We start from the raw sequence: 21,547 nt of genomic DNA on the forward strand, positions 1-21,547 counted from the left end.
TTAGTTGAAACTCGAACTTTCTGCCACACCCCGCAGAACGGAGGGGCCCCGGAGGAAATTCCCCCGGGGCCTTCGGGTCCGACTAGTACCTGCTGAGCTTGATCGAATTCATCGGGGACAGGTTCAGCTGCCAGGTGGTGCCGGGCGGCTGGACGTACGCGTCGCAGCTGCTCCCGTAGGAGTCGTAGCAGATGCGGTCGACCCAGCCGCCGGTCTGGTTGTTGACGACGAAGTGCGTCCCCTCCTGGCCGTAGAGCCGGTAGACGCCCTCCCAGTACACCTGGGACGGCCTGTCGTTGTTCCAGCCGGCATCCTGCGGATAGATGCAGACGGCGCCCGAGGGGCACCCGTGCCACGAGCCCGCGGCATGCGCGGGCGATGCCGCCAGGACCCCCGTGCCCAGCGCCAGCATGGTGGTGGCCGCCACCGCGGCGAGCGTCGTGCGGATCTTCGTACGGGCCATCTCTGCCTCCTCAAGGTGGGGCGGGGGGTCCCCCGTGGATCCCCCCGCGACACCGATACTCGGGGCCGGCCGCACCGGGCCGCGATCCTTTCGGGCAGGTCCGAAAGGTGGGTCAGCCGCCGCTGTGCAGCAGGTCCACGCCCAGGCCCGTCACCGAGTGCAGGACCGCCTTGCCGTCGCGCTCCGTGGTGATCAGCCCGGCCGCGCGCAGGGTGCGGGTGTGCTCGGAGGCCGAGGGGAGGCTGATGTCGAGGTCCCGGGCCAGCTCGCTGGTGGTGCGCTGCTCGATCAGCGACTGCAGCACGGCCGCCCGGGTCCGGCCCAGCAGCGCGTCCAGCGCCCCCTGCGCCGGGCCCGGCCCCACCAGCGGCAGGGGCGTCAGCGCCGGATAGAGCAGCACGCACCTGCCGTCCGGGCCGTCCGGACCCTCGGCGAGCAGCGGCCGGCCCGTCCAGAACGGCGAGGGCATCAGCAGCAGGCCGCGCCCGCCCAGGCGGACCTCGTAGTGCGGCGGCCCGTCCACCTCCAGCACCGTGCCCGACCACGCGGCCAGCGGGTGCGTGCCGGCCAGGCACGCCTTGATGCCGTGGGCGGCCAGTAGCCGGCTGCGCCAGGCCACGTCCGCCTGGAAGGACTGCCGGATCCGCGGCCAGTGCGGGGCGACGACCGCTTCGTAGGCGGACCGGAGCGCACCGCCGAGCTGGTCCCACGCCTCGCGGTCCTGGGCCCACAGGGCACGCACCCACGACGCGGAGCCGGGGGCCCGGGCGGCGACGCGGTGCAGCTCGCCGGGGGTCAGGAGCGGGCCCGAGTCCCGTACGACGGCCAGCGCCTCCTCCAGGCCGCGCGCGTACGGCTCGACGAACTGGGGGTTGTCGCCGTCGGGGCGCAGGAGGTCGAGCAGCGGGCGGGCACGGCCGGGCAGCTCCCGGCCGACCCGACTGCGCCAGCGGCCGAAAACCGCCTGCTCGTCGGTACGCTGCCAGGCGACCATCGCCATGCCCAGCTCCACCAGGGGCAGCGGCTCGCTCGCGAAGGTGACGTTGAGCAGGTCCTCCGCCGTGAAATGCACGCGCAGCACAGTCCGCCCCCCGTCAGGCGTCAGCCGGTACGTCTACGGCGAGCCGTCTACGCAGTCATGGCTCTAGCCGTACATCCGGCGCATCGCGAAGTCGACCATCTGCTCGACCGCCTTCGCGTCGAAGACCATCCGGTGGTCGCCCTCCATGTCGAGGACGAAGCCGTACCCGGTGGGCAGCAGGTCGATCACCTCGGCGCCGGTGATCACGAAGTACTTGGACTCCTTGCCGGCGTACCGGCGCAGTTCCTTGAGCGTGGTGAACATGGGGATCACCGGGTGCTGCGTGTTGTGCAGCGCCAGGAACCCGGGGGTGTCGCCGCGCGGGCAGTAGACCTTCGAGGTGGCGAAGATCTGCTGGAAGTCCTCGGCGGAGAGGGACCCCGTGGTGAAGGCCCGCACCGCGTCCGTGAGCGAGGGCGGGGACGGCTCCGGGTACAGCGGCGGCGCTTGCTGCGCGTAGCCCTGCGGGGGCTGCTGCGCATACTGCTGCTGGGCGCCCGGGTTCTGGTCGTAGCCGTACATGCGGCACACCCTATCGAGCACCTGCCCCCATACCGGCCGGTACCGGCCAGTCCCCTCCCGGGGCGGGCGCGGGCGGACGGCCTCAGCCGGGTAGCTCCCCGGCCTTCAGCGCCCGCACGAACGGCCCCCACGCACCGGCGGCGACGACCACGGCGGGGCCGTGGGGCCGCTTGGAATCCCGGACGGGGACCAGCCCGGGCAGGCCGTCTGCCACCTCGACGCAGTTGCCTCCGTCGCCATTGCTGTAGCTGCTCCTGCGCCAGCGCGTGGCACGCAAATCAACGTGGCTGCTTGCCATTTCGGTAGTCCTCTGCGATCGCCTCGATCATGGCGAGGGACGCCTCCGGCGGCAGCGCGGCGGCCCTGAGCCGATCGTATGCCTTGCGGTACTGCTTCACGAGGGCCGGATCGTCGACCGTGTGGCCGTGGTAGGGCCCCTCCGTGTACATCAGCGGCGGTTCGTCGTCGAACTCCATGAACAGGAGCGAGAGCCCCATGAACGGTCGGGTCGGCGCGTTCCACAGCAGGAGCTGTGGAACGATGCGGCTGCGATCCGCCAGGGCAGCGATTCGGTCCAGTTGTTCGGCCATCTGAGCCGGTGGGAGGAACGGCTCGCGAAGCACGGACTCGTGCAGGATGACCCAGTACTCCGGCCTCTTCGGGTCATCGAAGAGCTTGGCCCGCCCCAGCCGCTGGCTGACCTTCGCGTCGACCTCTTCCTTGAGGTCGAGTGAGTGCGTGGACCGGATGACCGCGCGTGCGTACGGCTCGGTCTGGAGCAGGCCAGGAATCAGCGTGCTGTTCCACTCCTCGATGGTCCGCGCCCGTGTCTCCGCCTCCGCGACCGGAGCGAAGTACTCCGCGTGCGCACCCTTCCGGGCCTTCCGGACGTCCTCACATCGCCGCTCGAAGAAGCCGTCCGTACGCATCACCTGATCCACGTGGCGAGCCAGGTCGGCCGGCATCCGACGCTGAGCGCGCTCGATCTCGCTCAGGTAGCTGGCACCGTAGAAGCTCCCCTCCACCGCCTGCTGGAGTGTGAGCCCCGCCGCCTCGCGCCGCCAGCGCAACTCCGTGCCATAGAAGGCCGGCACGCTCGCCGAGCCGTCAATGTCCTTACGCGCAGCCACGATCGGCCCGCCTTCCACACTCCGCACTGTGGACTGAAAACCCTTCCCACGGTACGCCGCCCGGCGCCAGCCTGTGACTTGTTCATCACACTCCGCATCCGAACGGAACGGCAGGCACACCCATGAGCGACCACCCCCACGACCGCGAGGCCGTCGCGGCCCTCGACGCACTGCGAGCGGCGCTCGCCGCGCACGGGGTCACCCTCCCCTCGCTCGACCTGCACCTCCTCTCCTACGCCGGGCGGTACGACTCGCCACCGCTGATCACCCTCGGCAACTGCAACCCGGCCACCGCGCAGCGACTGGCCGACGTCCTGCGCGCGGCGCGGTGAACGCCCTCACGATCCGGCTGCTCGCCGTCCCCCAGGCGGCCCCGCTCCTGCGCCACGCCGTGCGCGAGCACCTCGGCCCGGACGGCCATCCCGACGCGGAGCTCTGCGTCAGCGAGCTGCTGGCCAACGTGATCACCCACCTCGGTGCGGGCACCCCCGTCACCCTGCGCGTCACCGGGACCGGAAGGGCAGCCCGTACGCGGGTCGAGCTCACCGATCCCGCACCGCGGGTGCGGCCCGTACGGCGCGAGGCGGCCGGAACCGACGAGTCCGGGCGGGGCCTCGCCCTGCTGGAGGCCGTGGCGCTGCGATGGGGGGTCACGCAGGGGTACCGGACCAAGACGGTCTGGTGCGAGCTTTGACCCTGGTCACAGTCGGCTCGGAAGGGTTGCCGTTATTACCGGCGGGTAGCATCATGTTGTTACCGATTGGTATGTACGAGGAACCTGTCTCCCCGAGCCTTAACGGAGCCGTCGCCATGGGGCACTACAAGTCGAATCTCCGCGACATCGAGTTCAACCTCTTCGAGGTGCTCGGCCGCGACCAGCAGTACGGCACCGGTCCGTTCGAGGAGATGGACACCGAGACCGCCAAGAGCGTCCTGTCCGAGCTCGCCCGCCTCGCCGAGAACGAGCTGGCCGCCTCCTTCGAGGACGCCGACCGCAACCCGCCGGTCTTCGACCCGGCCACCAACACCGCGCCCGTCCCGGCCTCCTTCAAGAAGAGCTACGAAGCCTTCATGGAGTCGGAGTACTGGCGCCTGGGCCTGCCCGAGGAGATCGGCGGCACCACCTCGCCCCGCTCCCTCATCTGGGCCTACGCGGAGCTGCTGCTCGGCTCGAACCCGGCCATCTGGATGTACTCCTCCGGCCCGGCGTTCGCCGGCATCCTCTTCGAAGAGGGCAACGAGGCGCAGAAGAAGGTCGCCCAGATAGCCGTCGAGAAGCGCTGGGGCTCCACCATGGTCCTCACCGAGCCGGACGCCGGCTCGGACGTCGGCGCCGGCCGCACCAAGGCGATCCAGCAGGCGGACGGCTCCTGGCACATCGAGGGCGTGAAGCGCTTCATCACGTCCGGTGAGCACGACATGGAGGAGAACATCCTCCACTACGTCCTCGCGCGCCCCGAGGGCCACGGCCCGGGCACCAAGGGCCTGTCCCTCTTCCTCGTCCCGAAGTTCCACTTCGACTGGGAGACCGGCGAGCTGGGCGAGCGCAACGGCGTCTACGCCACCAACGTCGAGCACAAGATGGGCCTCAAGGCCTCCAACACGTGCGAGATGACCTTCGGCGACCAGCACCCCGCCAAGGGCTGGCTGATCGGCGACAAGCACGACGGCATCCGCCAGATGTTCATGATCATCGAGTTCGCGCGCATGATGGTCGGCACGAAGGCCATCGCCACCCTCTCCACCGGCTACCTGAACGCGCTGGAGTACGCCAAGGAGCGCGTGCAGGGCCCGGACCTGGCGAACTTCATGGACAAGACCGCGCCCAAGGTCACCATCACGCACCACCCGGACGTGCGCCGCTCGCTCATGACGCAGAAGGCCTACGCCGAGGGCATGCGCGCCCTGGTCCTCTACACGGCCTCCGTGCAGGACGAGATCCAGGTCAAGCAGGCCGCCGGCCAGGACGCCTCCGCCGAGATCGGCCTGAACGACCTGCTCCTGCCGATCGTGAAGGGCTACGGCTCCGAGAAGTCTTACGAGCAGCTCGCCCAGTCCCTGCAGACCTTCGGCGGCTCCGGGTACCTGCAGGAGTACCCGATCGAGCAGTACATCCGCGACGCCAAGATCGACACCCTCTACGAGGGCACCACGGCCATCCAGGGCCAGGACTTCTTCTTCCGGAAGATCGTCCGCGACCAGGGCGCCTCCCTGAACGTCCTCTCCGAGACGATCAAGAAGTTCCTGGCCGAGGCCGTCGGCGGCGAGGAGCTGGCCGGCGCCCGCGACGCGCTCGCCAAGGCCGCCGTCGACCTGGAGGCCATCGTCGGCCAGATGATCGTCGACCTCACCGCCACCGGCGAGGACGTCAAGAACATCTACAAGGTCGGCCAGAACACCACCCGCCTGCTGATGGCCTCGGGTGACGTGGTCGTCGGTTACCTGCTGCTCAAGGGCGCCGCCGTGGCCGCCGAGAAGCTCGCGACCGCCGCCCCCAAGGACGTCGCCTTCTACACCGGCAAGATCGCCGCCGCGAAGTTCTTCGCGTCCCAGGTCCTGCCGAACGTCTCGGTCGCCCGCGCGCTGGCCGAGACCGTCGACAACTCCCTCATGGAGCTCGACGAGGCCGCCTTCTAAGCAGGCGCCCCCACCGCGCCACCGCCGCGCACACGCACCAGCGGCCGGGCTCCCCCGCACAGGGGCCCGGCCGCTGGCGCGTATCCGGCCCCAGGCCCCTGTCCTGCGGCTTTCCCCCGATGTCAGTCGTTCATGGGACGCTCGTACACATGAGTCCACAGGATCAGCACGGCAGCAGGGGGTACTCCGTCCCCACCGGGCGTCCGTACGCCCTCAAGGAGCTGCAGGCGAGCCTGGGCAGCCTCGGCGACCACCTGCGCGAGCTGTACGACGGCGCGCACCCCGCCGAGTACGACACCATCGCCGACGCGCTGTACGTGGCCTTCCAGACGGCCACCGGACTGGCTCCCGCCAAGAGCTACACCGGCTGCCCCGAACACCCCAACGGCGCCCTCGACCCCGAGGCACCCGACGGCTGGGGCCGCTGCCTCATCTGCAACGACCGCCGCCGCCTCGGACAGCGCCGGCACGGCGGCCCGGCCGCCGCCCCCGCCGCAGAGCAGCGCCGCCTGGGATACCCCGTACCGGACCCCCCGTACACGCTCCAGCGCCTGCGCACCTATGTGCGCGCCGTCGAGGACCAGCGGTTCCACCTCGGCCTGTCCTCACCCGCCGAGGACTTCGTCCGCATCGCCGACGACCTGCACCGCGCCTTCATCGTCGCCCGCGAACTCTCCCGGCCGCGCAACGCGTCGGGATGCGCCGAACATCCCGGCGCGCCGATCGACCCCGACGCGCCCCCCGGTGAGGCCTGTATCTTCTGCGCCGGACGCAAGAGACGCGCGCAGCGCTCCCCGCAGACCCCGGAGATGCTCCCGCGCATCCGCCGGGGCGAGCGCAGGCAGTTGCAGCGCCGCTTCGAGCGGCCGCCGGGCTGAAACCGACGGGACCGCAGATCACCCAGCCTGCGGACCCCGACCTCCGGCCATCCCTCGCAGTCCGGCCATGGCGAACACGACCGTCACTAAGGTGAACCACATGAGCTCTCCCGCCCGCTTCGACCGCGGCCACACCGACGATCTGATGACCTTCCTGACGGCCAGTCCGTCGCCCTACCACGCCGTCGCCAACGCGGCGGAGCGGCTGGAGAAGGCGGGATTCAGGCAGTTGTCGGAGACGGACGCCTGGGATGCGGGCACCGGGGGCAAGTTCGTGCTCCGCGGTGGTGCGCTCATCGCCTGGTTCGTCCCCGAAGGCGCGGCCGCGCACACCCCGTTCCGGATCGTCGGCGCGCACACCGACTCCCCGAACCTGCGGGTCAAGCCGCTGCCGGACACGGGCTCCCAGGGCTGGCGGCAGATCGCCGTCGAGATCTACGGCGGCACCCTGCTCAACACCTGGCTGGACCGCGACCTGGGCCTGGCCGGACGGCTGACCCTGCGCGACGGCACCGAGCGCCTGGTGAACGTGGACCGCGCCCTGCTGCGCGTGCCCCAACTCGCCGTGCACCTGGACCGGTCGGTGAACAGCGACGGCCTCAAGCTCGACAAGCAGCGGCACATGCAGCCGATCTGGGGTCTGGGCGAAGCGCACGAGGGCGACCTGATCGCCTTCCTGGAGGAGGAAGAGGGCCTGGATCAGGGGTCGGTGGCCGGCTGGGACCTGATGGTCCACTCCATCGAGCCGCCCTCGTACCTGGGCCGCGACCGCGAGCTGGTGGCCGGACCACGGATGGACAACCTGCTGTCGGTGCACGCGGGCGTCGCGGCGCTGGCCGCGGTCTCCACCGCCGGCAAGCTCGACCACATCCCGGTGCTGGCCGCCTTCGACCACGAGGAGAACGGCTCGCAGTCCGACACGGGCGCCGACGGCCCGCTCCTGGGCAACGTGCTGGAACGTTCAGTCTTCGCCCGCGGCGGCTCGTACGAGGACCGTGCGCGGGCCTTCGCGGGCACCATCTGCCTGTCCTCGGACACCGGGCACGCCGTGCACCCCAACTACGGTGAGCGGCACGACCCGACGCACCACCCGCGCGCCAACGGCGGACCGATCCTGAAGGTCAACGTCAACCAGCGGTACGCGACGGACGGCAGCGGGCGCGCGGTGTTCGCCGCCGCGTGCGAGCGGGCCGGCGTGCCCTGGCAGAACTTCGTCTCCAACAACTCGATGCCGTGCGGCACCACGATCGGCCCGATCACCGCCGCCCGCCACGGCATCCAGACCGTGGACATCGGCGTCGCGATCCTCTCGATGCACAGCGCCCGCGAACTGTGCGGCGCGGACGACCCGTACCTCCTCGCCAACGCCCTGGTGGCCTTCCTGGAGGGCTGAGCCCCCAGGAAGGCCGGTGCCGGCTACCCCTCGGCGTCCATCCCCGCAAGGACGAGGGGCAGCCGGGAAGCGCCCTCGGCGGTGACGCGGACGGGCACGCCCCAGTCCTGCTGGTGGACGTGGCAGGCCGGGTACTCGTTGGCGGGGTCGTCGTCGCAGGACGCCGCCATCGCCGAGACGTGCAGGACGCCCTCGGTGACGTCCGGGTTCAGCACGAGATCCCGGAACAGGTCCGTCCCGGCGCCCTCGCCGTCCGCCAGCAGCCCGGGCGGGGTCGAGGAGACGAGCAGCCGGGTGGAGGGCCCGTAACGGGTGTCGAGCTTCTGCCCGGTCGGGGCCTGGAAGACCACGTCGAGGCGGAGCGTGCCGGCCGCCACCTCGGTGGCGGCCCGCTGCGTCCGGTGGGCCACCGCGTCCACGCGGACCGCCTCCTCCGGGAGGCGCAGCCGGGTCAGCCGGTGCCGGGCCGACTCGACGACCACGATGTCCTCGCCGACCAGCACGGCGTCGCTGGGCTCGCGCAGGTCGGTCGCGAGGGTCGAGACCTGACCGGTGGCGGGGTCGTAGCGGCGCAGCGCGTGGTTGTACGTGTCGCTCACCGCGACCGAGCCGTCGGGCAGGGCGGTCACCCCCAGCGGGTGCTGGAGCAGCGCCTGGGCGGCGTCCCCGTCCCGGTGCCCGAAGTCGAACAGCCCGGTGCCGACGGCCGACTTGACGACGTACCCGTCCTCTCCGGCCTCCACGTACCGCAGGGCGCTGGTCTCGGAGTCGGCGATCCACAACCGGTCCCCGGCCGCCGCGAGCCCCGAGGGCTGGGCGAACCAGGCCTCGGCGGCCGGACCGTCGAGCAGCCCCTCGTTGGTCGTACCGGCCGCGACCTCGACCGTCCCGGCCTCCGGGTCCCAGGTCCACAGCTGGTGCACACCGGCCATGGCGATCCAGACCCGGCCCTGCCACCAGGCCACGTCCCACGGCGAGGACAGGTCCACCTCAAGCGCCGGCCCGGAGGTCGGCGAACCCTGCCACCACTGCCGGCCGGTCCCGGCGACGGTCTCCACGTGCCCGGTGGCCGGGTCGTAGACGCGCAGCGCGTGGTTGACGGTGTCGGCGACGACGACCCTGCCGTCGGGCAGCAGTGCCAGTCCCTGCGGCTCGCTGAAACTGTCCCCGGCGAAGCCGCGCTCGCCGCTGCCGACGCGGCGTACGACGCTCTCGCCGTCGGCGGCCAGCTCCACGAGCTGGTGCCGGGTGGAGTCGGAGACCAGCAGGTTCCCGGACGGCAGGAGCAGCGCCTTCCCGGGAAACCGCAGGGCGCCGGCCACGGGCTCGGGCGCCACGTACGGTCCGTCGCCGCGCCGCAGCGTGCCCTTGGCCTCGTGCTCGGCCTCCAGCTCCTCGACCAGGCGGGCGATGGCGTGCGCGTGCCCCTCGCCGGCGTGCTGGGCGACGATGTACCCCTCGGGGTCGATCACGACGAGCGTGGGCCAGGCGCGTACGGCGTACTGCTTCCAGGTCGCGAGCTCGGGATCGTCCAGCACCGGGTGGTGCACCTGGTAGCGCTCGACGGCATCGACGACGGCGGCGTGCTCGGCCTCGTGCACGAACTTCGGGGAGTGCACACCGATGATCACGACGGTGTCGCGGTGCTTCTCCTCCAGCTCGCGCAGCTCGTCCAGGACGTGCAGGCAGTTGATGCAGCAGAAGGTCCAAAAATCTACAACAACGCACTTGCCTCGCAGGTCGGCGAGGGTGAGTTCCTTGCCACCCGTATTCAACCAGCCACCCTTGCCGATCAGCTCGGGGGCACGGACACGGGCACGTCGTCGGGGCGCGGGCGCGGGGGTGGGCACCGGGGCGGCATCGTTCATGCTTCAAGCTTGCCATCCGCGCATGAACGCCCGGTCACACCCGTACAAAGCGCCTGCTCAGGGCATGCGCTCCACCACAGCGACTTCCGAGACTCCCGGAGGAAGGCCATGTGCCCGGTCCGGCCGGTGTGCTGAATGCACATGTCGGTCCACACCCCCGCGCTGCCGGTCGGTGCGGAGATTCACTGGCAGTCCGGGTTCAGACAGCGCGCGGTTGCCGTGGTCTCCGCCGACAGGTGGCGGTGTATGACGTAGGTCACGTACCTGAGCACCGCGCGTACGCTCAAGCCCGGCGCCCGGGCTGCGGATGGTTGCGCAGCTCCACGTTGCAGTCGCTGACCTTCGAAGCGTCGCCCGAGCCCGCTCCCGGTGTCGCGGCGGTTGCATCAGCGTGCACGAGCCTCACCCCCTGCGACCGACGGGCGCAAGAGGGCCGTCAGACGGGGCCGTTGGGAGGTGTTCAACTCGCTGCAGAGGGCGTTGACGGGGGCATTCTCACCCTCTGTGGCATGGATTCTGCGAGGTCAGTGCCGTGTGGCTGCCCAAAAACGAAGCGGCAGCCAGGGCGCGCTTTCCGGCCTGGGGCCGGGGCAGCCGCGAAGGATCCGCCTGAACTTTAAACCTCTCTCGTGACGAAGTGACGGAATGACGATTACTTCCATTCCACCCATAGAAACAACAACACCCCTAATAAGAGGTAACCGGGCGAGAGCGTCATTCCGTCACTTCGTCACTCCTCTCCGCTGCGCGCTTGCCGTGGTGCTCAGGTAGGAGTGTCGGTTCCCGCCAGCTCTGCCCAATGGATCTGAATGCGTTGCTCGGGGATGATGCGCTGCCCGCGCACTCCCTTGCTCACCTCAACGCGATCTATGGCGAGCGACAGCCTTTCGCGCCGGTCTTCGTTCGTCGCGTCCGTCCATGCCTCGCGCAGGGTGACGCCATCGAGCATCGGAGACACGTCCACGGACGGCATGGGGAGCCTGTGGAGATCACCACGAAGGCCGTCGATGCGTCCCCTCAGCCGTCCTGAAAGCCGGTTGTAACGCTCCACGGCTGCGGCGCCGCTGAACTCACCACGCACATAGCGCGCATCCTCCAGATCAGCCAAGCGGGCTTCCTCGTCCTGGATCTCCGCGGTGAGCGCATCACGTTTCGCGAAGGTCTCCGGGTCCACACGGTGCACCCAGCGATCTGCGATCGCGACGAGCAGCGGGTCGTCCGGTTCGAGCGCCGGGAGCTTGGTGAGGAACTGTTCTGTCACGTACTGGTCCACCGCCTGAGCCAACGCTGAGGCTCCGATGCACTGGTTGCCCGCGCGTCGGGCCATGCACTGATAGCTCCCGCCCACACGGTGCATCCGGCGACCGCAGCCGGGAACCGCACAGAAGACGAGTCCCGTGAGCAGGGCCGTCCCCTCGGGTTTCGGCCGCCGCTTTCCTGCGTGCATGAACGTCCTGGATTCCAGGGTGCGGATGATCTGCTCACGCTCTCCGACCGTGATGATCCCCTCGCCGATCTCGACGGTGTCCAGCGTCTTGGGATCGCGGTACGGGAAGACCCTGCCCGTGTACTTCCGCTCGCCGTCATCCGTCTCGACCCTCTCGGTCTCCGGCATCAGGCCGGCGAACGATGGAGAACGCAGGAGCTGCATAATGCTGGCCGCGTTCCACTGCCCGCCCCGGGGAGAGAGGATCTCGTACTCGTTGAGGAGTCGGGCGATCTTGGCCAACGATGTTCCAGCCAGCGCTTCATCCGCGATCAGGCGGGCGTGGACGGCGTGCTCAGGGTCGTGGACGAGCTTCTTGGTCATCGGGTCGATGAGCAGCCCGTACGGAGGCTGTCCGCCGATCCACTGCCCCTTGCTTCGGAGGTAGCGCTTCGCGTGCCCGACGCGCGTGCCGAGATTCTTCGACTCGCACCGGGCGAGCTCAGCGAGCATCGAGACGACCATGCGCGCCGAGTCGTTCGAGGTGTCGAGGCCGTCCACGACTGAGACCAGACGGCCGCCGGCCTTCTCGATGTCGTCCAGTACTTTGCCCACCTGGCCGATGCCCTTGCGGGACAGGCGGTCCAGTTTCCAGACGATCAGTGTGCCGACGACGCCCGCCGTGACGGACGCCAGCGCGGCGTCGAAGCCCTTGCGCTCAACGGTCTTGTAGCCGGAGCGCCCTCTGTCTATGTGGACCTTGCGGACGGTCAGTCCGTTGCGCTCGGCCCAGGCACGGCAGTCGGCTTCCTGCCGTTCGATTGCGGTCTTGCCGTCCCGGTCGAGGGACAGGCGGAGGTACAGGTCACAGACCGTGTCTTGGTGCACACACTCAGTGTGGCTACGAGTTCGGTGCTCTGTTGTCCATTTTAAGAAATCGAGGATCGCAATGCGTCCTCGCAGGTCGGCGAGGCTCAGGTCCTTCCCGCCGGTGTTCAGCCAGCCGCCCTTGCCGATCAGCTCGGGGGCACGAACACGGGCACGGCAGGGCGCGGGGGTGGGCGCCGGGGAGGCGTCCGGGATGACCACCGCGCACGACTACAGCGAGGGCATCGATCCCGAGCGGGCCCTGAAGTACGCCATCCAGCACCACAGCGGGGACCGCACCGAGATCGTCGAAGGGGTCATCACCAACGTGACACCGAGCTGGGACCACGAGCGGGCCGCCAAGCTCGTACGGCGCCAGATCCAGGACAGGGTGGACGCACTGGGCTGCGTCGAGGGCTCGGGCCATCTGGACCTGCCCCTGTCGTCGAACTGGTACGTGCCCGACATCGCCGTGGTGCCCGATCGCCTCGCCCGCGTCGGCGCGGCGCTGTTGCCCGATCAGACGTTGCTGATCGTCGAGGTGACATCGAAGTCGAACGCCGAGACCGACCGTGTCGTCAAGCGCAAGCGGTACGCCGAGTACGGCGCGCCCCTGTACCTCCTCGTCGACCGGATGCAGGAGACCGTCACCCTCTTCGCCGGGCCCGGACGGCTCGGCGACACCACGGTGGACGGGCCGCATCCCTTCGGGACGCCGGTGCGGCTGCCGGAGCCGTTCGGGATCGATCTCGACACCAGCGGGCTGTAGTCGCCCGGCCCGGTAACGTGCCGGGGGTGACAGTCAGCACGCCGCCGAGCGGGCGGATATTCGATGCCGTGAGCGCCACCGCCGTCCGGAGCACCGACGGGTTGCGGGAGCTCTACGAGCATCCCGGCGAGATGGCCCGCCGCAAGGCCGTTGACCGGATCCACGAGGCCGCGCGGGCGGTCATCGGGCGGTCGTCACTGGTGTTCGTCGCCAGTGCCGGGGCCGACGGGACCTGCGATGTGACGCCCCGGGGCGGGCCGCCCGGATTCGTGGCCGTGCTGGACGAGTTCACCCTCGCGCTGCCCGACGCCACCGGCAACAAGCGGCTCGACACCGCCCACAACATCGTGGAGACGGGCCGGGCCGGGCTGATCTTCGTCATCCCCGGGCGGACCACCACGCTGCGCGTGAACGGGCGGGCCTGCGTGTCCGCCGATCCGCGGCTGCTGGAGCAGCTGACCGCCGTCGGCAAGCCGCCGCGGAGCGCGATCGTGGTGGAGGTCGAGGAGGCCTACCAGCACTGCCCGAAGGCGTTCCTGCGCAGCAACGCGTGGCAGCCCGAGAAGTGGCTCGCCGAGGACGCCGTCCCGAGCTCCGCCGAGATCACCCTCTCCCACCTGGATCTCCCCGGTCTGACGATCGAGCAGATCCGCCAGCAGGAGCACGAGTCCCTGCTGTACCGCTACGAGTAGTCGAACAGGGCGCTCAGGCGGGGCAGTCGGGCCGACGTCTCGTCCGTGTCGTCGAAGTCGAAGTCCCAGGACGGGTCCAGCTCCGGGTAGCTGATGGTGAAGGAGTCCGCGGGGAGTTCGCGGCCGGTGGCGGCCTCGTAGGCGGTCCAGGCGATCGAGAGGGCGTCCTCGTCCTCCAGGTCGCCCGCGCCCCCGGTGGCGGCCCCGCGGACCGCCGGGTGTCCGGCCAGGGAGTCGGGGTCGGCCAGGGCCGCTTCGAAGGCCTCCCGGCCCTGGGTGAGGAGCCAGCCGCGGAAGTAGTCGAAGCCGTCGTCCGAGCAGCCGCCGTTGATCACGTAGGCGGCGGCCCAGAGCGGGGCCCGGTAGGACTCCGCGAGGAGGTCCCACAGCACCTGCTGGGCCGCCGCTATCTCCGACTCCGGTCGTTGCGCGAGCAGTTCGGCCGCGCGCGGGGCCACCTCGTGCTCCTGCGCGTCCGCGCGGGCCGTCTCGATCAGCTGCCAGAACGTCTGCTTGTCCATGGGACAAGCCTGGCAGCCGGGTCTGACATCAGGCGGTGCTGCCGAGGAAGGTGTGGAGGGATCTTGTGAGGGCGTCGACGAAGCCGTCCTGCACCGGCGCCGGAACGAGGTCCAGGGACAGATACGGGTTCAGGTCCTCCAGTTCGACGAGGAGCAGTTCACCGGAGGGCGCCCGGCAGGCGTCGACGCGCTGGATACCGTGGTCGAGGGTGTTCCAGTCGACGAAGGAGCGGGCGAAGGCCAGGTCCGCCCCGGTCGGGGAGTAGGGCTCCAGCTCCCAGCGGCGGGCCGGATCGGGGGCGTACAGCGCGTACTGGAAGGCGTCGTCGACGAAGTAGAAGGACACTTCGTACGTGAAGTCGATGCGCGGCTGGATCAGCACGGCCCCGGCCGGGCCGTCCGGTGTCGCGGTGAAGGTGAGGCCGATGGAGTCGGCGCCCTGCTTCGGCTTGACGGCGTAGGAGGGCACCTGCGGCAGCTCCGCGAGCCGCGCGGGGTCGTCGATCGTCGGGATGACCGGGTAGCCGGCGGCCGTCAGGTCGAGGAGGTACTGCTTGCCCGCCATGTCGCCGCGTCCGGTGAGCGGGTTGTAGACGCGGGCCCCGGAGGCGAGGGCGGCCGCGCGGAAGGAGTCGTAGGCCTCCTGGTAGTGCAGGACCGGGCCGCTGTTGCGGACGATCACCGCGTCGAAGCCGAGCGGCAGCATGGCCTCCGCGTCCGCGGGATGGCACAGGGCCAGGTCGAATGCGGCGCGCAGCCGGGACGTGAGGAATATGTCCTCGTCGCAGTAGCGGCGGCCGCGTGCGGGGTACGCCAGGTCGGTCACGTAGAGCAGGGGCATGAGGGCAACCTATCGCGGGCACTGATCAGCGCATGAAATACCTCGTACGGGACAAAATGCTGGCCATCGGGGACGACTACTGGATCGAGGACGAGGACGGCCGGCACGCCTTCCTCGTCGACGGGAAGGCCCTGCGCTTCCGGGACACCCTGGAGCTGAAGGATCCGGACGGGCTGATCCTGATCACCCTGCGGGAGAAGCTGTTCACCTTGCGGGACGCGATGACCCTGGAGCGGGACGAGCGGCGGCTCGCCGTGATCCGCCGCAAGCGGCTGTCGCTGCTGCGCAACCACTTCCGCGTGACCCTGGCGGAGGGTACGGAGCTCGACGTCAGCGGGCGGATCCTGGAGCGCGAGTTCAAGGTCGAGTACGACGGGGAGCTGCTCGCGCTGGTCTCGCGGCAGTGGTACCGGGTCCGCGAGACCTACGCGGTGGACGTGGTCCGGGAGGACGCGGACGCGGCGCTGCTGATCGCGGTCGCGGTGTGCGTGATCCGGATGGCGGAGAAGGAGCGGGAGGGCGCGGTCAGCCCCGATGGTGTTGCCGGGCCGTGAGCTGGCCCTGGACGTAGGCGTCGGTGTCCGGCGCGTACGGGCCTCCGTGGTCGAACAGGAGCTCGCTGATGCGCTGCCATTCCGCGGCCTCGGCGCGGACGGCCGCGTCGGCGCGCTCCAGGTCGCATGCGTCCGCCAGGACCGCCTCCAGGGCGGCCTGCGCCTCGTGGTGGGTCAGGCCGGTGGCCCGGTCCCGGACGCGCTGCCGGGCCGCGATCTCCGCGGCGGCGGGCTCGTGCGGCTCCAGCTCGGCCTCCAGCACGGCCTCTGTGTCATGCGTCACGGTGTGCCCGCCTCCTCGTCCTGGACCGGCGGCCTGCGCCGCCCGTCCCTCCCGTGTGCCCCGGAACCCCGGCGCCAACCGGGGTTCCCGGGGCCCGGGAGCCCGTCAGCGGCCCATGCGGCGGTCCTTCAGGGCCGGGAACTGGGCGCGGGTGTCGGGGACCTTGGCCGGGTCCAGGTCCACGGTGAGGACCTCCTCGCCGGGGCCCGCCTCGGCCAGGACCTCGCCCCACGGGTCGACCACCAGGCTGTGCCCGGCCTGCTCCACGCCCGCGTGGGTGCCGGCGAGCCCGCAGGCCAGGACGTAGGACTGGTCCTCCACGGCGCGCGCCCGGTTCAGCAGGGTCCAGTGCGAGCGGCGGCGGGCGGGCCAGCCCGCCGAGACGACCATCGTGGTGGCCCCGGCGTCGACGAGACCGCGGAACAGCTCCGGGAAGCGCAGGTCGTAGCAGGTGGCGATGCCGAGGGTCTGCTCCGGCAGGGTCACCGTCGTCAGGGAGTCGCCGGGCGACATCAGGACCGCCTCGCCCTGGTCGAAGCCGAAGCGGTGGATCTTGCGGTAGGTGGCGGCCAGCTCGCCCGCCGGGGACAGGACGAGGGCGGTGTTGTAGAGGGAGCCGTCGCCCGCGCGCTCCACGACCGAGCCCGCGTGCAGCCAGACGCCGGCGTCGCGCGCCGCCTTGGACATGGCCTCGTAGGTCGGGCCGTCCAGCGGTTCGGCCTCGGTCTCGAACTGCTCGTAGGCGAATGCGCCGACCGGCCACAGCTCGGGCAGGACGACGAGATCGGAGCCCGCCTGCTCCCGTACGAGTTCGGCCACGCGGGTCCGTCGGGAAGATACCGACTCGCCCTCGTTCACTGCGATTTGGATCAGCGAGGCGCGCACATTACCACCGTCCTGGCGTTCAAGCCGTCAACTCGGGCCTACGATCGTCACACGAAAGCACTGCCGGGGTGTTCACCGGCAGCGTAGTTTTGGAAACTGAGTCCACAGCTTCTTGAAACGCGCCATTGAACAGCACCGCAAGGGGTCCCGTTGACCGTCCAGCCGCATCCCGCCCTTCAGCCCTATGCCGACGCGTGGACGCACTCCGTCGAGGCTATATCCGAGCTGGTCCTCCCGTTGACGGAGGGCGAGTGGAACCGGGCCACGCCGTGTCCGGGCTGGTCGGTCCGTGATGTCGTGTCACACATCATCGGCATCGAGTGCGAGCAGCTCGGGGATCCGCGGCCGATCCACACCGTGGCGCGGGACCTGCGGCACGTGGTGGACGAGTTCAGCCGGTACATGGAGGTGCAGGTCGACGTCCGGCGTCACCACACCGCGCCGGAGATGACCTCGGAGCTGGAGTACACCGTGATCCGGCGCTCGCGGCAGCTGCGGAACGAGAAGCGGGATCCGGCCACGATGGTGCGCGGGCCGCTCGGTGACCAGGTGACGCTGGAGCACGCGCTGCGGCTGCGGGCTTTCGACGTGTGGATCCACGAGCAGGACCTGCGGGCGGCGCTGGGGGCACCGGGCAACTGGGACTCGCCGGGCGCGTACGTGGCGCGGGACCTGCTGCTGGCCGGGCTGCCGAAGGTGGTGGCGAAGCGGGCGGCCGCGCCCGCGAACTCGGCCGTGGTGATCGACGTGCACGGGCCGCTGGAGTTCATGCGGACGGTCCGGGTGGACGCGGACGGCCGCGGCACCGTGGACAAGTCGCCGTCACTGGGTCCGGCGGTGACCCTGACGATGGACTGGGAGACCTACGTCCGCCTGGCGGCGGGCCGGGTGCGGGCGCACACCGTCGCCGACCGGGTGAAGGTGGAGGGCGACGTGGAACTCGCGGACGCCATCCTCACGCAGTTCTCCGTGACCCCGTAGGAGGGCGCGGGACCGCGGGGACGGTCCCGCGGCCCCGGGCGGCCTCGCGGGCCAGGGCCGGGCCGCGCAGCCGCAGGATGCGCAGGACGCCCAGCGCCTCCAGTGCGAAGACCGTCGAGAAGGCGATGCGGTAGTTGTCCCCGGTGGCGTCGAGCAGGACGCCCACCGCCAGCAGCGTGGTCATGGACGCGATGAATCCGCCCATGTTCGTGATCCCGGAGGCGGTGCCCTGGCGCTCGGCCGGGTTGGCCGGGCGGGCGAAGTCGAAGCCGATCATCGACGCCGGTCCGCAGCCGCCGAGGACCAGGCACAGCGCGACCAGCAGTCCCATCGGCGCCCGCTCGCCCGGATACACGAGGACCGCCGCCCACAGCAGGGCGGTGAGGCCGACCGTGCCCAGGGCGAGCGGGATCCGCGCGGACTGGCGGCGGCCGACGATCTGGCCGTAGACCAGCCCGAGCGCCATGTTCGAGGCGACGACCAGCGTCAGCAGTCCGCCCGCGGTGGTCCGCGACAGCCCCTGCGCCTCGACGAGGAACGGCATCCCCCACAGCAGCAGGAACACCATCGCGGGGAACTGGGTGGTGAAGTGCACCCATAGGCCGAGGCGGGTGCCGGGTTCGGCCCAGGACTCCCGGATCTGGCGGCGCACGAAACCGCCCGGGGCACCCGGGGCACCCGGGGCACCCGGGGCACCTGGAGCCCCGGCGGCGCGCGGCACGGGCCCGTGACCCTCCGGGTGGTCGCGCAGGAACAGCACCAGCGGCACCAGGACCACCAGCCCCGCCACCGCGCTGCCCGCGAAGGCGGCCGTCCAGCCGACCCCGTGCAGGACCGGGGCGAGGACGAGGGTGGAAACGAGGTTGCCCGCCATGCCGACCAGCCCGGCCAGCTGCGCCATCAGCGGCCCGCGCCGGGCCGGGAACCACCGGGTGCCGAGCCGCAGCACCGATATGAAGGTCATCGCGTCGCCGCAGCCCAGCAGCGCCCGCGCGGCCAGCGCCGTCCCGTAGGAGGGCGACAGCGCGAAGCCGAGCTGGCCGGCGGTGAAGAGCACCGCGCCCAGGGTCAGCACCTTCTTGGTGCCGAGCCGGTCGACCATCAGGCCCACCGGTATCTGCATGCCCGCGTAGACGAGCAGCTGGAGGAGCGAGAAGGTGGCCAGCGCCGAGGCGTTGACGTGGAAGCGGTCGGCGGCGTCGAGGCCGGCCACGCCCAGGCTGGTGCGGAAGATCACCGCCACGAAGTAGACGGCGACGCCGATGCCCCACACGGCGAGGGCCTTCCGGCCGCCGGGCGGGTCCTCGGGCAGGCCGGTCCTGGGAAGGGCACCGTTCGCGGACCCGTCCACCGCACCGTTCGCGGACCCGTCCACCGCACCGTTCGCGGACCCGTCCACCGCGGCGTTCACCGGACCGTTCACCGGGCCGGCCCCCGCACCAGGTCCTCGACCCGGCCGATGTGCCCGCGGACCGCCGCGGCCGCCGTGTCCGCGTCCCCGGCACGCAGCGCGTCCAGGATCTCGGCGTGCTCGGCGAGGGTGCGCTCCAGCCGTTCGGGGTGGGCGTGCAGGAGGGCCACTCCCATCCGCAGCTGCCGGTCGCGGAGTTGGTCGTAGAGCCGGCACAGGATCTGGTTGCCGGCGCTGCGCACGATCTCGGCGTGGAAGCCGCGGTCGGCGGCCATCATCGCGGCGAGGTCGCCCGCCCCGGCGTGCCGGCGCTGTTCGTCGAGCAGGGCGGCGAGCCGCTCCAGCAGGCCCGGTGGCGCCGGTACGGCTCTGCGCACGGTGAACTCCTCGACCAGCAGCCGGGTTTCGAGGACGTCGGTGATCTCCTGCGCGGAGACCGGGAGGACCAGCGCCCCCTTCTTCGGGTACAGCTTCAGCAGCCCCTCGGTCTCCAGCCGCAGCAGCGCCTCGCGGACGGGCGTACGGGACACTCCGACCGCCGAGGCCAGTTCGCCCTCGGTCAGGAGCGTGCCGCCTTCGTAGCGGCGGTCGAGCACCCCCTGTTTGACGTGCTGGTAGACGCGGTCCGCGGCGGTCACGGCAGGGGCGGGGGCAGGCATGCGCACAGGATAGATACAACAGGGGTGCACGCCGTGCCGGGTCCAGGATGTGGACCGGGACCGGGGCGGGAAGCCGGGTGTGAGCCACCGGCCCCGGGCTGCATCGAAAGGTGTACCGCGCCTTCGTCCACCCGCAGGACGTACGGGGGCCCGTGCCCCGGGAGGCTGGGGTCATGGCCGAAACCCTGCTCGCCCCGGCGGCTCAGAAGACCGCCCGGCTCCCGCTCCTGGACGTCCTGCGCGGCGCCGCCATCCTCGGCACGCTCATGACCAACGTCTGGATCTTCACCTCGCCCGGCTCGGAGTGGGGGGTGCTGCAGGGCGCGCTGAAGCCGCCGGACCCGCTCGCGGACCCCTCGGTCGCGAACCTCGCCGAGAGCGTGTTCCGCTTCCTCGCCGACGGCAAGTTCCTGGCCCTGCTGACGGTCCTGTTCGGGGTGGGCCTGGCCATCCAGTACGACTCCGCCGCCCGCCGCGGGGACCCCTGGCCCGGCCGCTATCCGCGCCGGGCGGCGTTCCTCTTCGTCGAGGGCACCGTGCACTTCGTGCTCGTCTTCGCCTGGGACGTGCTCATGGGGTACGCCGTCACCGCCCTGCTCGTCGCCTGGCTGCTGGCCCGCTCCGAGAAGGTGCGCCGGCGGGCCATGTGGACGGCCGGCGGACTGCACCTGGCGCTGATCTCCCTGGTGACGCTCGACTCGCTGAGCCGGCCCGCCGGCGCCCCTAAGGCCGTGGACCCGGACGCCGTCGAGCTGTACGCCCACGGCGGCTACCCGGCCCAGATCGCCTTCCGCCTGGAGCACTTCCTCGCCCTGCGCATCGAGCCGGTCATCTCCTTCGGGCTGCTCGTGTTCCTCTTCCTCCTCGGGGTCCGGCTGCACCGCGCGGGGGCCTTCACCGCCACCGCCGAGGGCCGCCGTGTGCGGACCCGGCTGGCCGTCTGGGGCCTGGGCCTCGGCCTGCCGCTGAACGCCGCGACGGCCCTCGGCGGCGCCGACTTCTACCTCCTGGGCCGCTACGGCGCCGCGCCGGTGCTCGCGCTCGGCTACATCGGCCTGATCGGCGTCGTCCTCGACCGGCGGTGGGTCCCGGCCGCCGCCAGCCGGGCCCTCGGCTCCGTCGGCCGCACCGCCCTGTCCTGCTACGTCGCCCAGAACCTGCTGTGCATGCTGCTCTGCTACGGCATCGGCCTGGGCCTCGCCGAACGGTTGGGCGGCACCGGCCCCTGGTGGGTGATGGGCCTGTGGGCCGGCGTGAGCCTGACCCTCGTCGCCGGGTCGCGGCTGTGGCTGCGCCGTTTCGGCCACGGCCCCCTGGAAGCCGTACAGCGCACGGTCCTCAGGCCCCGCCGGTGACCGCCGGCACCTCGACGTCCAGGACGAACTCGTCGTACGGGGCCTCGTCCGGGTAGGGCGGCCGGACCTGCGCGAAGCGGATCCGGGCCCGGCCCCCGCCCGGGGGCCGGGCCCGGACCACGTAGGTCCGCTCCACCGCGGCCCCCGGCGGCGGGGCCGCACCGGCGGCGGCCGGAGCCTCGGGGGCCTCCGTCACCGCGACCACGTCCGCGTCCCCGGTGACCTGCCAGGTCCACACGTACCCGCGCGCCCCGCGCCCGGTGAGCCGCAGCTCGTACGGCTGGTCCGGGACCAGCACGATGCTCCGTACCTCCACGCCCGCCCGGTCCTC

Annotated in this window: 24 protein-coding genes; 10 read left to right on the forward strand and 14 right to left on the reverse strand. The window is 71.1% G+C overall.

Going from position 1 to position 21,547, the window contains the following annotated elements; genetic code table 11:
* Positions 1-82: 82 nt before the first annotated feature.
* The 5 genes from Sspor_RS21560 to Sspor_RS21580 all read right to left on the reverse strand — a co-directional run bounded on the left by Sspor_RS21560 (position 83) and on the right by Sspor_RS21580 (position 3,196).
* On the reverse strand, positions 83-463 hold the full coding sequence (locus Sspor_RS21560; RefSeq protein WP_237403959.1) for a hypothetical protein: 381 nt from the start codon (positions 461-463) through the stop codon (positions 83-85).
* A gap of 112 nt (positions 464-575) precedes the next feature.
* Positions 576-1,535 carry an ArsR/SmtB family transcription factor gene (locus Sspor_RS21565; protein WP_202200602.1) on the reverse strand — a complete coding sequence of 320 codons (960 nt, stop codon included), beginning with the start codon at positions 1,533-1,535 and terminating at the stop codon, positions 576-578.
* Positions 1,536-1,607: 72 nt separating this feature from the next.
* Positions 1,608-2,066, reverse strand: coding sequence for an SseB family protein (locus tag Sspor_RS21570; protein WP_033215170.1), 459 nt, complete (start codon positions 2,064-2,066; stop codon positions 1,608-1,610).
* 82 nt (positions 2,067-2,148) lie between these two features.
* On the reverse strand, positions 2,149-2,364 hold the full coding sequence (locus Sspor_RS21575) for a DUF397 domain-containing protein (protein ID WP_202200603.1): 216 nt from the start codon (positions 2,362-2,364) through the stop codon (positions 2,149-2,151).
* On the reverse strand, positions 2,345-3,196 hold the full coding sequence (locus tag Sspor_RS21580) for a helix-turn-helix domain-containing protein (RefSeq protein ID WP_202203779.1): 852 nt from the start codon (positions 3,194-3,196) through the stop codon (positions 2,345-2,347). The genes Sspor_RS21575 and Sspor_RS21580 overlap by 20 nt, the downstream gene beginning before the upstream one ends.
* A 122-nt stretch (positions 3,197-3,318) precedes the next feature.
* On the opposite strand from Sspor_RS21580, the gene Sspor_RS21585 reads away from it, so the two are divergent.
* From Sspor_RS21585 to Sspor_RS21605, 5 genes are all read left to right on the forward strand, one after another.
* Positions 3,319-3,528: a hypothetical protein gene (locus Sspor_RS21585; protein WP_202200604.1), complete on the forward strand. Its 210-nt coding sequence runs from the start codon at positions 3,319-3,321 to the stop codon at positions 3,526-3,528.
* Positions 3,525-3,890, forward strand: coding sequence for an ATP-binding protein (locus Sspor_RS21590; protein WP_202200605.1), 366 nt, complete (start codon positions 3,525-3,527; stop codon positions 3,888-3,890). The genes Sspor_RS21585 and Sspor_RS21590 overlap by 4 nt, the downstream gene beginning before the upstream one ends.
* A 116-nt stretch (positions 3,891-4,006) precedes the next feature.
* Entirely contained in the window at positions 4,007-5,833 is a 1,827-nt protein-coding gene (locus tag Sspor_RS21595; RefSeq protein WP_202200606.1) for an acyl-CoA dehydrogenase, read from the forward strand.
* A 149-nt stretch (positions 5,834-5,982) separates the two neighbouring features.
* Complete coding sequence (locus tag Sspor_RS21600; protein WP_202200607.1) at positions 5,983-6,711, forward strand: hypothetical protein; 729 nt, start codon at positions 5,983-5,985, stop codon at positions 6,709-6,711.
* 100 nt (positions 6,712-6,811) lie between these two features.
* Positions 6,812-8,104 carry a M18 family aminopeptidase gene (locus Sspor_RS21605; protein WP_202200608.1) on the forward strand — a complete coding sequence of 431 codons (1,293 nt, stop codon included), beginning with the start codon at positions 6,812-6,814 and terminating at the stop codon, positions 8,102-8,104.
* Between the two features lie 23 nt (positions 8,105-8,127).
* Here Sspor_RS21605 and Sspor_RS21610 read toward each other — a convergent pair whose 3' ends face one another.
* Together Sspor_RS21610 and Sspor_RS21615 are read right to left on the reverse strand one after the other, a co-directional pair.
* On the reverse strand, positions 8,128-9,972 hold the full coding sequence (locus tag Sspor_RS21610; RefSeq protein WP_202200609.1) for an NHL domain-containing thioredoxin family protein: 1,845 nt from the start codon (positions 9,970-9,972) through the stop codon (positions 8,128-8,130).
* 763 nt (positions 9,973-10,735) lie between these two features.
* Positions 10,736-12,481: a recombinase family protein gene (locus tag Sspor_RS21615; protein ID WP_372499829.1), complete on the reverse strand. Its 1,746-nt coding sequence runs from the start codon at positions 12,479-12,481 to the stop codon at positions 10,736-10,738.
* On the opposite strand from Sspor_RS21615, the gene Sspor_RS21620 reads away from it, so the two are divergent.
* Positions 12,480-13,034 carry a Uma2 family endonuclease gene (locus Sspor_RS21620; RefSeq protein WP_202200611.1) on the forward strand — a complete coding sequence of 185 codons (555 nt, stop codon included), beginning with the start codon at positions 12,480-12,482 and terminating at the stop codon, positions 13,032-13,034. The genes Sspor_RS21615 and Sspor_RS21620 overlap by 2 nt on opposite strands.
* A 26-nt stretch (positions 13,035-13,060) precedes the next feature.
* On the forward strand, positions 13,061-13,726 hold the full coding sequence (locus Sspor_RS21625; protein ID WP_202200612.1) for an MSMEG_1061 family FMN-dependent PPOX-type flavoprotein: 666 nt from the start codon (positions 13,061-13,063) through the stop codon (positions 13,724-13,726).
* Here the strand turns inward: Sspor_RS21625 and Sspor_RS21630 are convergent.
* A complete protein-coding gene (locus Sspor_RS21630) occupies positions 13,717-14,247 on the reverse strand; it encodes a DUF4240 domain-containing protein (protein ID WP_202200613.1) in 531 nt (176 codons plus the stop codon). The genes Sspor_RS21625 and Sspor_RS21630 overlap by 10 nt on opposite strands.
* A gap of 28 nt (positions 14,248-14,275) precedes the next feature.
* Positions 14,276-15,088 (reverse strand): ATP-grasp domain-containing protein, encoded by an 813-nt coding sequence (locus Sspor_RS21635; RefSeq protein WP_202200614.1) that lies wholly within the window; start codon positions 15,086-15,088, stop codon positions 14,276-14,278.
* 32 nt (positions 15,089-15,120) lie between these two features.
* Here Sspor_RS21635 and Sspor_RS21640 point away from each other — a divergent pair, with 32 nt between their 5' ends.
* Positions 15,121-15,642, forward strand: a complete 522-nt coding sequence (locus Sspor_RS21640; protein ID WP_202200615.1) for an LURP-one-related/scramblase family protein — start codon at positions 15,121-15,123, stop codon at positions 15,640-15,642.
* On the opposite strand, the gene Sspor_RS21645 is transcribed toward Sspor_RS21640, so the two are convergent.
* Together Sspor_RS21645 and Sspor_RS21650 are read right to left on the reverse strand one after the other, a co-directional pair.
* Entirely contained in the window at positions 15,614-15,925 is a 312-nt protein-coding gene (locus tag Sspor_RS21645) for a hypothetical protein (RefSeq protein ID WP_237403960.1), read from the reverse strand. The genes Sspor_RS21640 and Sspor_RS21645 overlap by 29 nt on opposite strands.
* Positions 15,926-16,030: 105 nt before the next feature.
* Positions 16,031-16,810, reverse strand: a complete 780-nt coding sequence (locus Sspor_RS21650; protein ID WP_202200616.1) for a carbon-nitrogen family hydrolase — start codon at positions 16,808-16,810, stop codon at positions 16,031-16,033.
* Between the two features lie 150 nt (positions 16,811-16,960).
* Between Sspor_RS21650 and Sspor_RS21655 the strand changes: the two genes are divergently transcribed.
* Positions 16,961-17,791, forward strand: a complete 831-nt coding sequence (locus tag Sspor_RS21655; RefSeq protein ID WP_202200617.1) for a maleylpyruvate isomerase family mycothiol-dependent enzyme — start codon at positions 16,961-16,963, stop codon at positions 17,789-17,791.
* On the opposite strand, the gene Sspor_RS21660 is transcribed toward Sspor_RS21655, so the two are convergent.
* Complete coding sequence (locus Sspor_RS21660) at positions 17,766-19,142, reverse strand: MFS transporter (RefSeq protein ID WP_202203781.1); 1,377 nt, start codon at positions 19,140-19,142, stop codon at positions 17,766-17,768. The genes Sspor_RS21655 and Sspor_RS21660 overlap by 26 nt on opposite strands.
* A 68-nt stretch (positions 19,143-19,210) precedes the next feature.
* The gene (locus tag Sspor_RS21665; protein WP_202200618.1) at positions 19,211-19,861 is read right to left on the reverse strand and encodes a GntR family transcriptional regulator; all 651 of its coding nucleotides are present in this window, start codon (positions 19,859-19,861) and stop codon (positions 19,211-19,213) included.
* Between the two features lie 173 nt (positions 19,862-20,034).
* On the opposite strand from Sspor_RS21665, the gene Sspor_RS21670 reads away from it, so the two are divergent.
* Complete coding sequence (locus Sspor_RS21670; protein ID WP_202200619.1) at positions 20,035-21,216, forward strand: DUF418 domain-containing protein; 1,182 nt, start codon at positions 20,035-20,037, stop codon at positions 21,214-21,216.
* On the opposite strand, the gene Sspor_RS21675 is transcribed toward Sspor_RS21670, so the two are convergent.
* Entirely contained in the window at positions 21,200-21,532 is a 333-nt protein-coding gene (locus tag Sspor_RS21675; protein ID WP_202200620.1) for a protease inhibitor I42 family protein, read from the reverse strand. The genes Sspor_RS21670 and Sspor_RS21675 overlap by 17 nt on opposite strands.
* Positions 21,533-21,547 lie beyond the last annotated feature (15 nt).

Origin of the sequence: Streptomyces spororaveus (assembly GCF_016755875.1) — a bacterium.
Lineage (GTDB): Bacteria > Actinomycetota > Actinomycetes > Streptomycetales > Streptomycetaceae > Streptomyces > Streptomyces spororaveus.

Bases quoted from the DNA above. Each gene is read 5' to 3' on its own strand.
- Sspor_RS21640 (WP_202200615.1), top strand. From the start codon at position 15,121: ATGAAATACCTCGTACGGGACAAAATGCTGGCCATCGGGGACGACTAC.
- Sspor_RS21670 (WP_202200619.1), top strand. From the start codon at position 20,035: ATGGCCGAAACCCTGCTCGCCCCGGCGGCTCAGAAGACCGCCCGGCTC.
- Sspor_RS21610 (WP_202200609.1), bottom strand. From the start codon at position 9,972: ATGAACGATGCCGCCCCGGTGCCCACCCCCGCGCCCGCGCCCCGACGA.
- Sspor_RS21605 (WP_202200608.1), top strand. From the start codon at position 6,812: ATGAGCTCTCCCGCCCGCTTCGACCGCGGCCACACCGACGATCTGATG.
- Sspor_RS21595 (WP_202200606.1), top strand. From the start codon at position 4,007: ATGGGGCACTACAAGTCGAATCTCCGCGACATCGAGTTCAACCTCTTC.
- Sspor_RS21665 (WP_202200618.1), bottom strand. From the start codon at position 19,861: ATGCCTGCCCCCGCCCCTGCCGTGACCGCCGCGGACCGCGTCTACCAG.
- Sspor_RS21620 (WP_202200611.1), top strand. From the start codon at position 12,480: ATGACCACCGCGCACGACTACAGCGAGGGCATCGATCCCGAGCGGGCC.
- Sspor_RS21630 (WP_202200613.1), bottom strand. From the start codon at position 14,247: ATGGACAAGCAGACGTTCTGGCAGCTGATCGAGACGGCCCGCGCGGAC.
- Sspor_RS21585 (WP_202200604.1), top strand. From the start codon at position 3,319: ATGAGCGACCACCCCCACGACCGCGAGGCCGTCGCGGCCCTCGACGCA.
- Sspor_RS21575 (WP_202200603.1), bottom strand. From the start codon at position 2,364: ATGGCAAGCAGCCACGTTGATTTGCGTGCCACGCGCTGGCGCAGGAGC.
- Sspor_RS21560 (WP_237403959.1), bottom strand. From the start codon at position 463: ATGGCCCGTACGAAGATCCGCACGACGCTCGCCGCGGTGGCGGCCACC.
- Sspor_RS21600 (WP_202200607.1), top strand. From the start codon at position 5,983: ATGAGTCCACAGGATCAGCACGGCAGCAGGGGGTACTCCGTCCCCACC.
- Sspor_RS21570 (WP_033215170.1), bottom strand. From the start codon at position 2,066: ATGTACGGCTACGACCAGAACCCGGGCGCCCAGCAGCAGTATGCGCAG.
- Sspor_RS21635 (WP_202200614.1), bottom strand. From the start codon at position 15,088: ATGCCCCTGCTCTACGTGACCGACCTGGCGTACCCCGCACGCGGCCGC.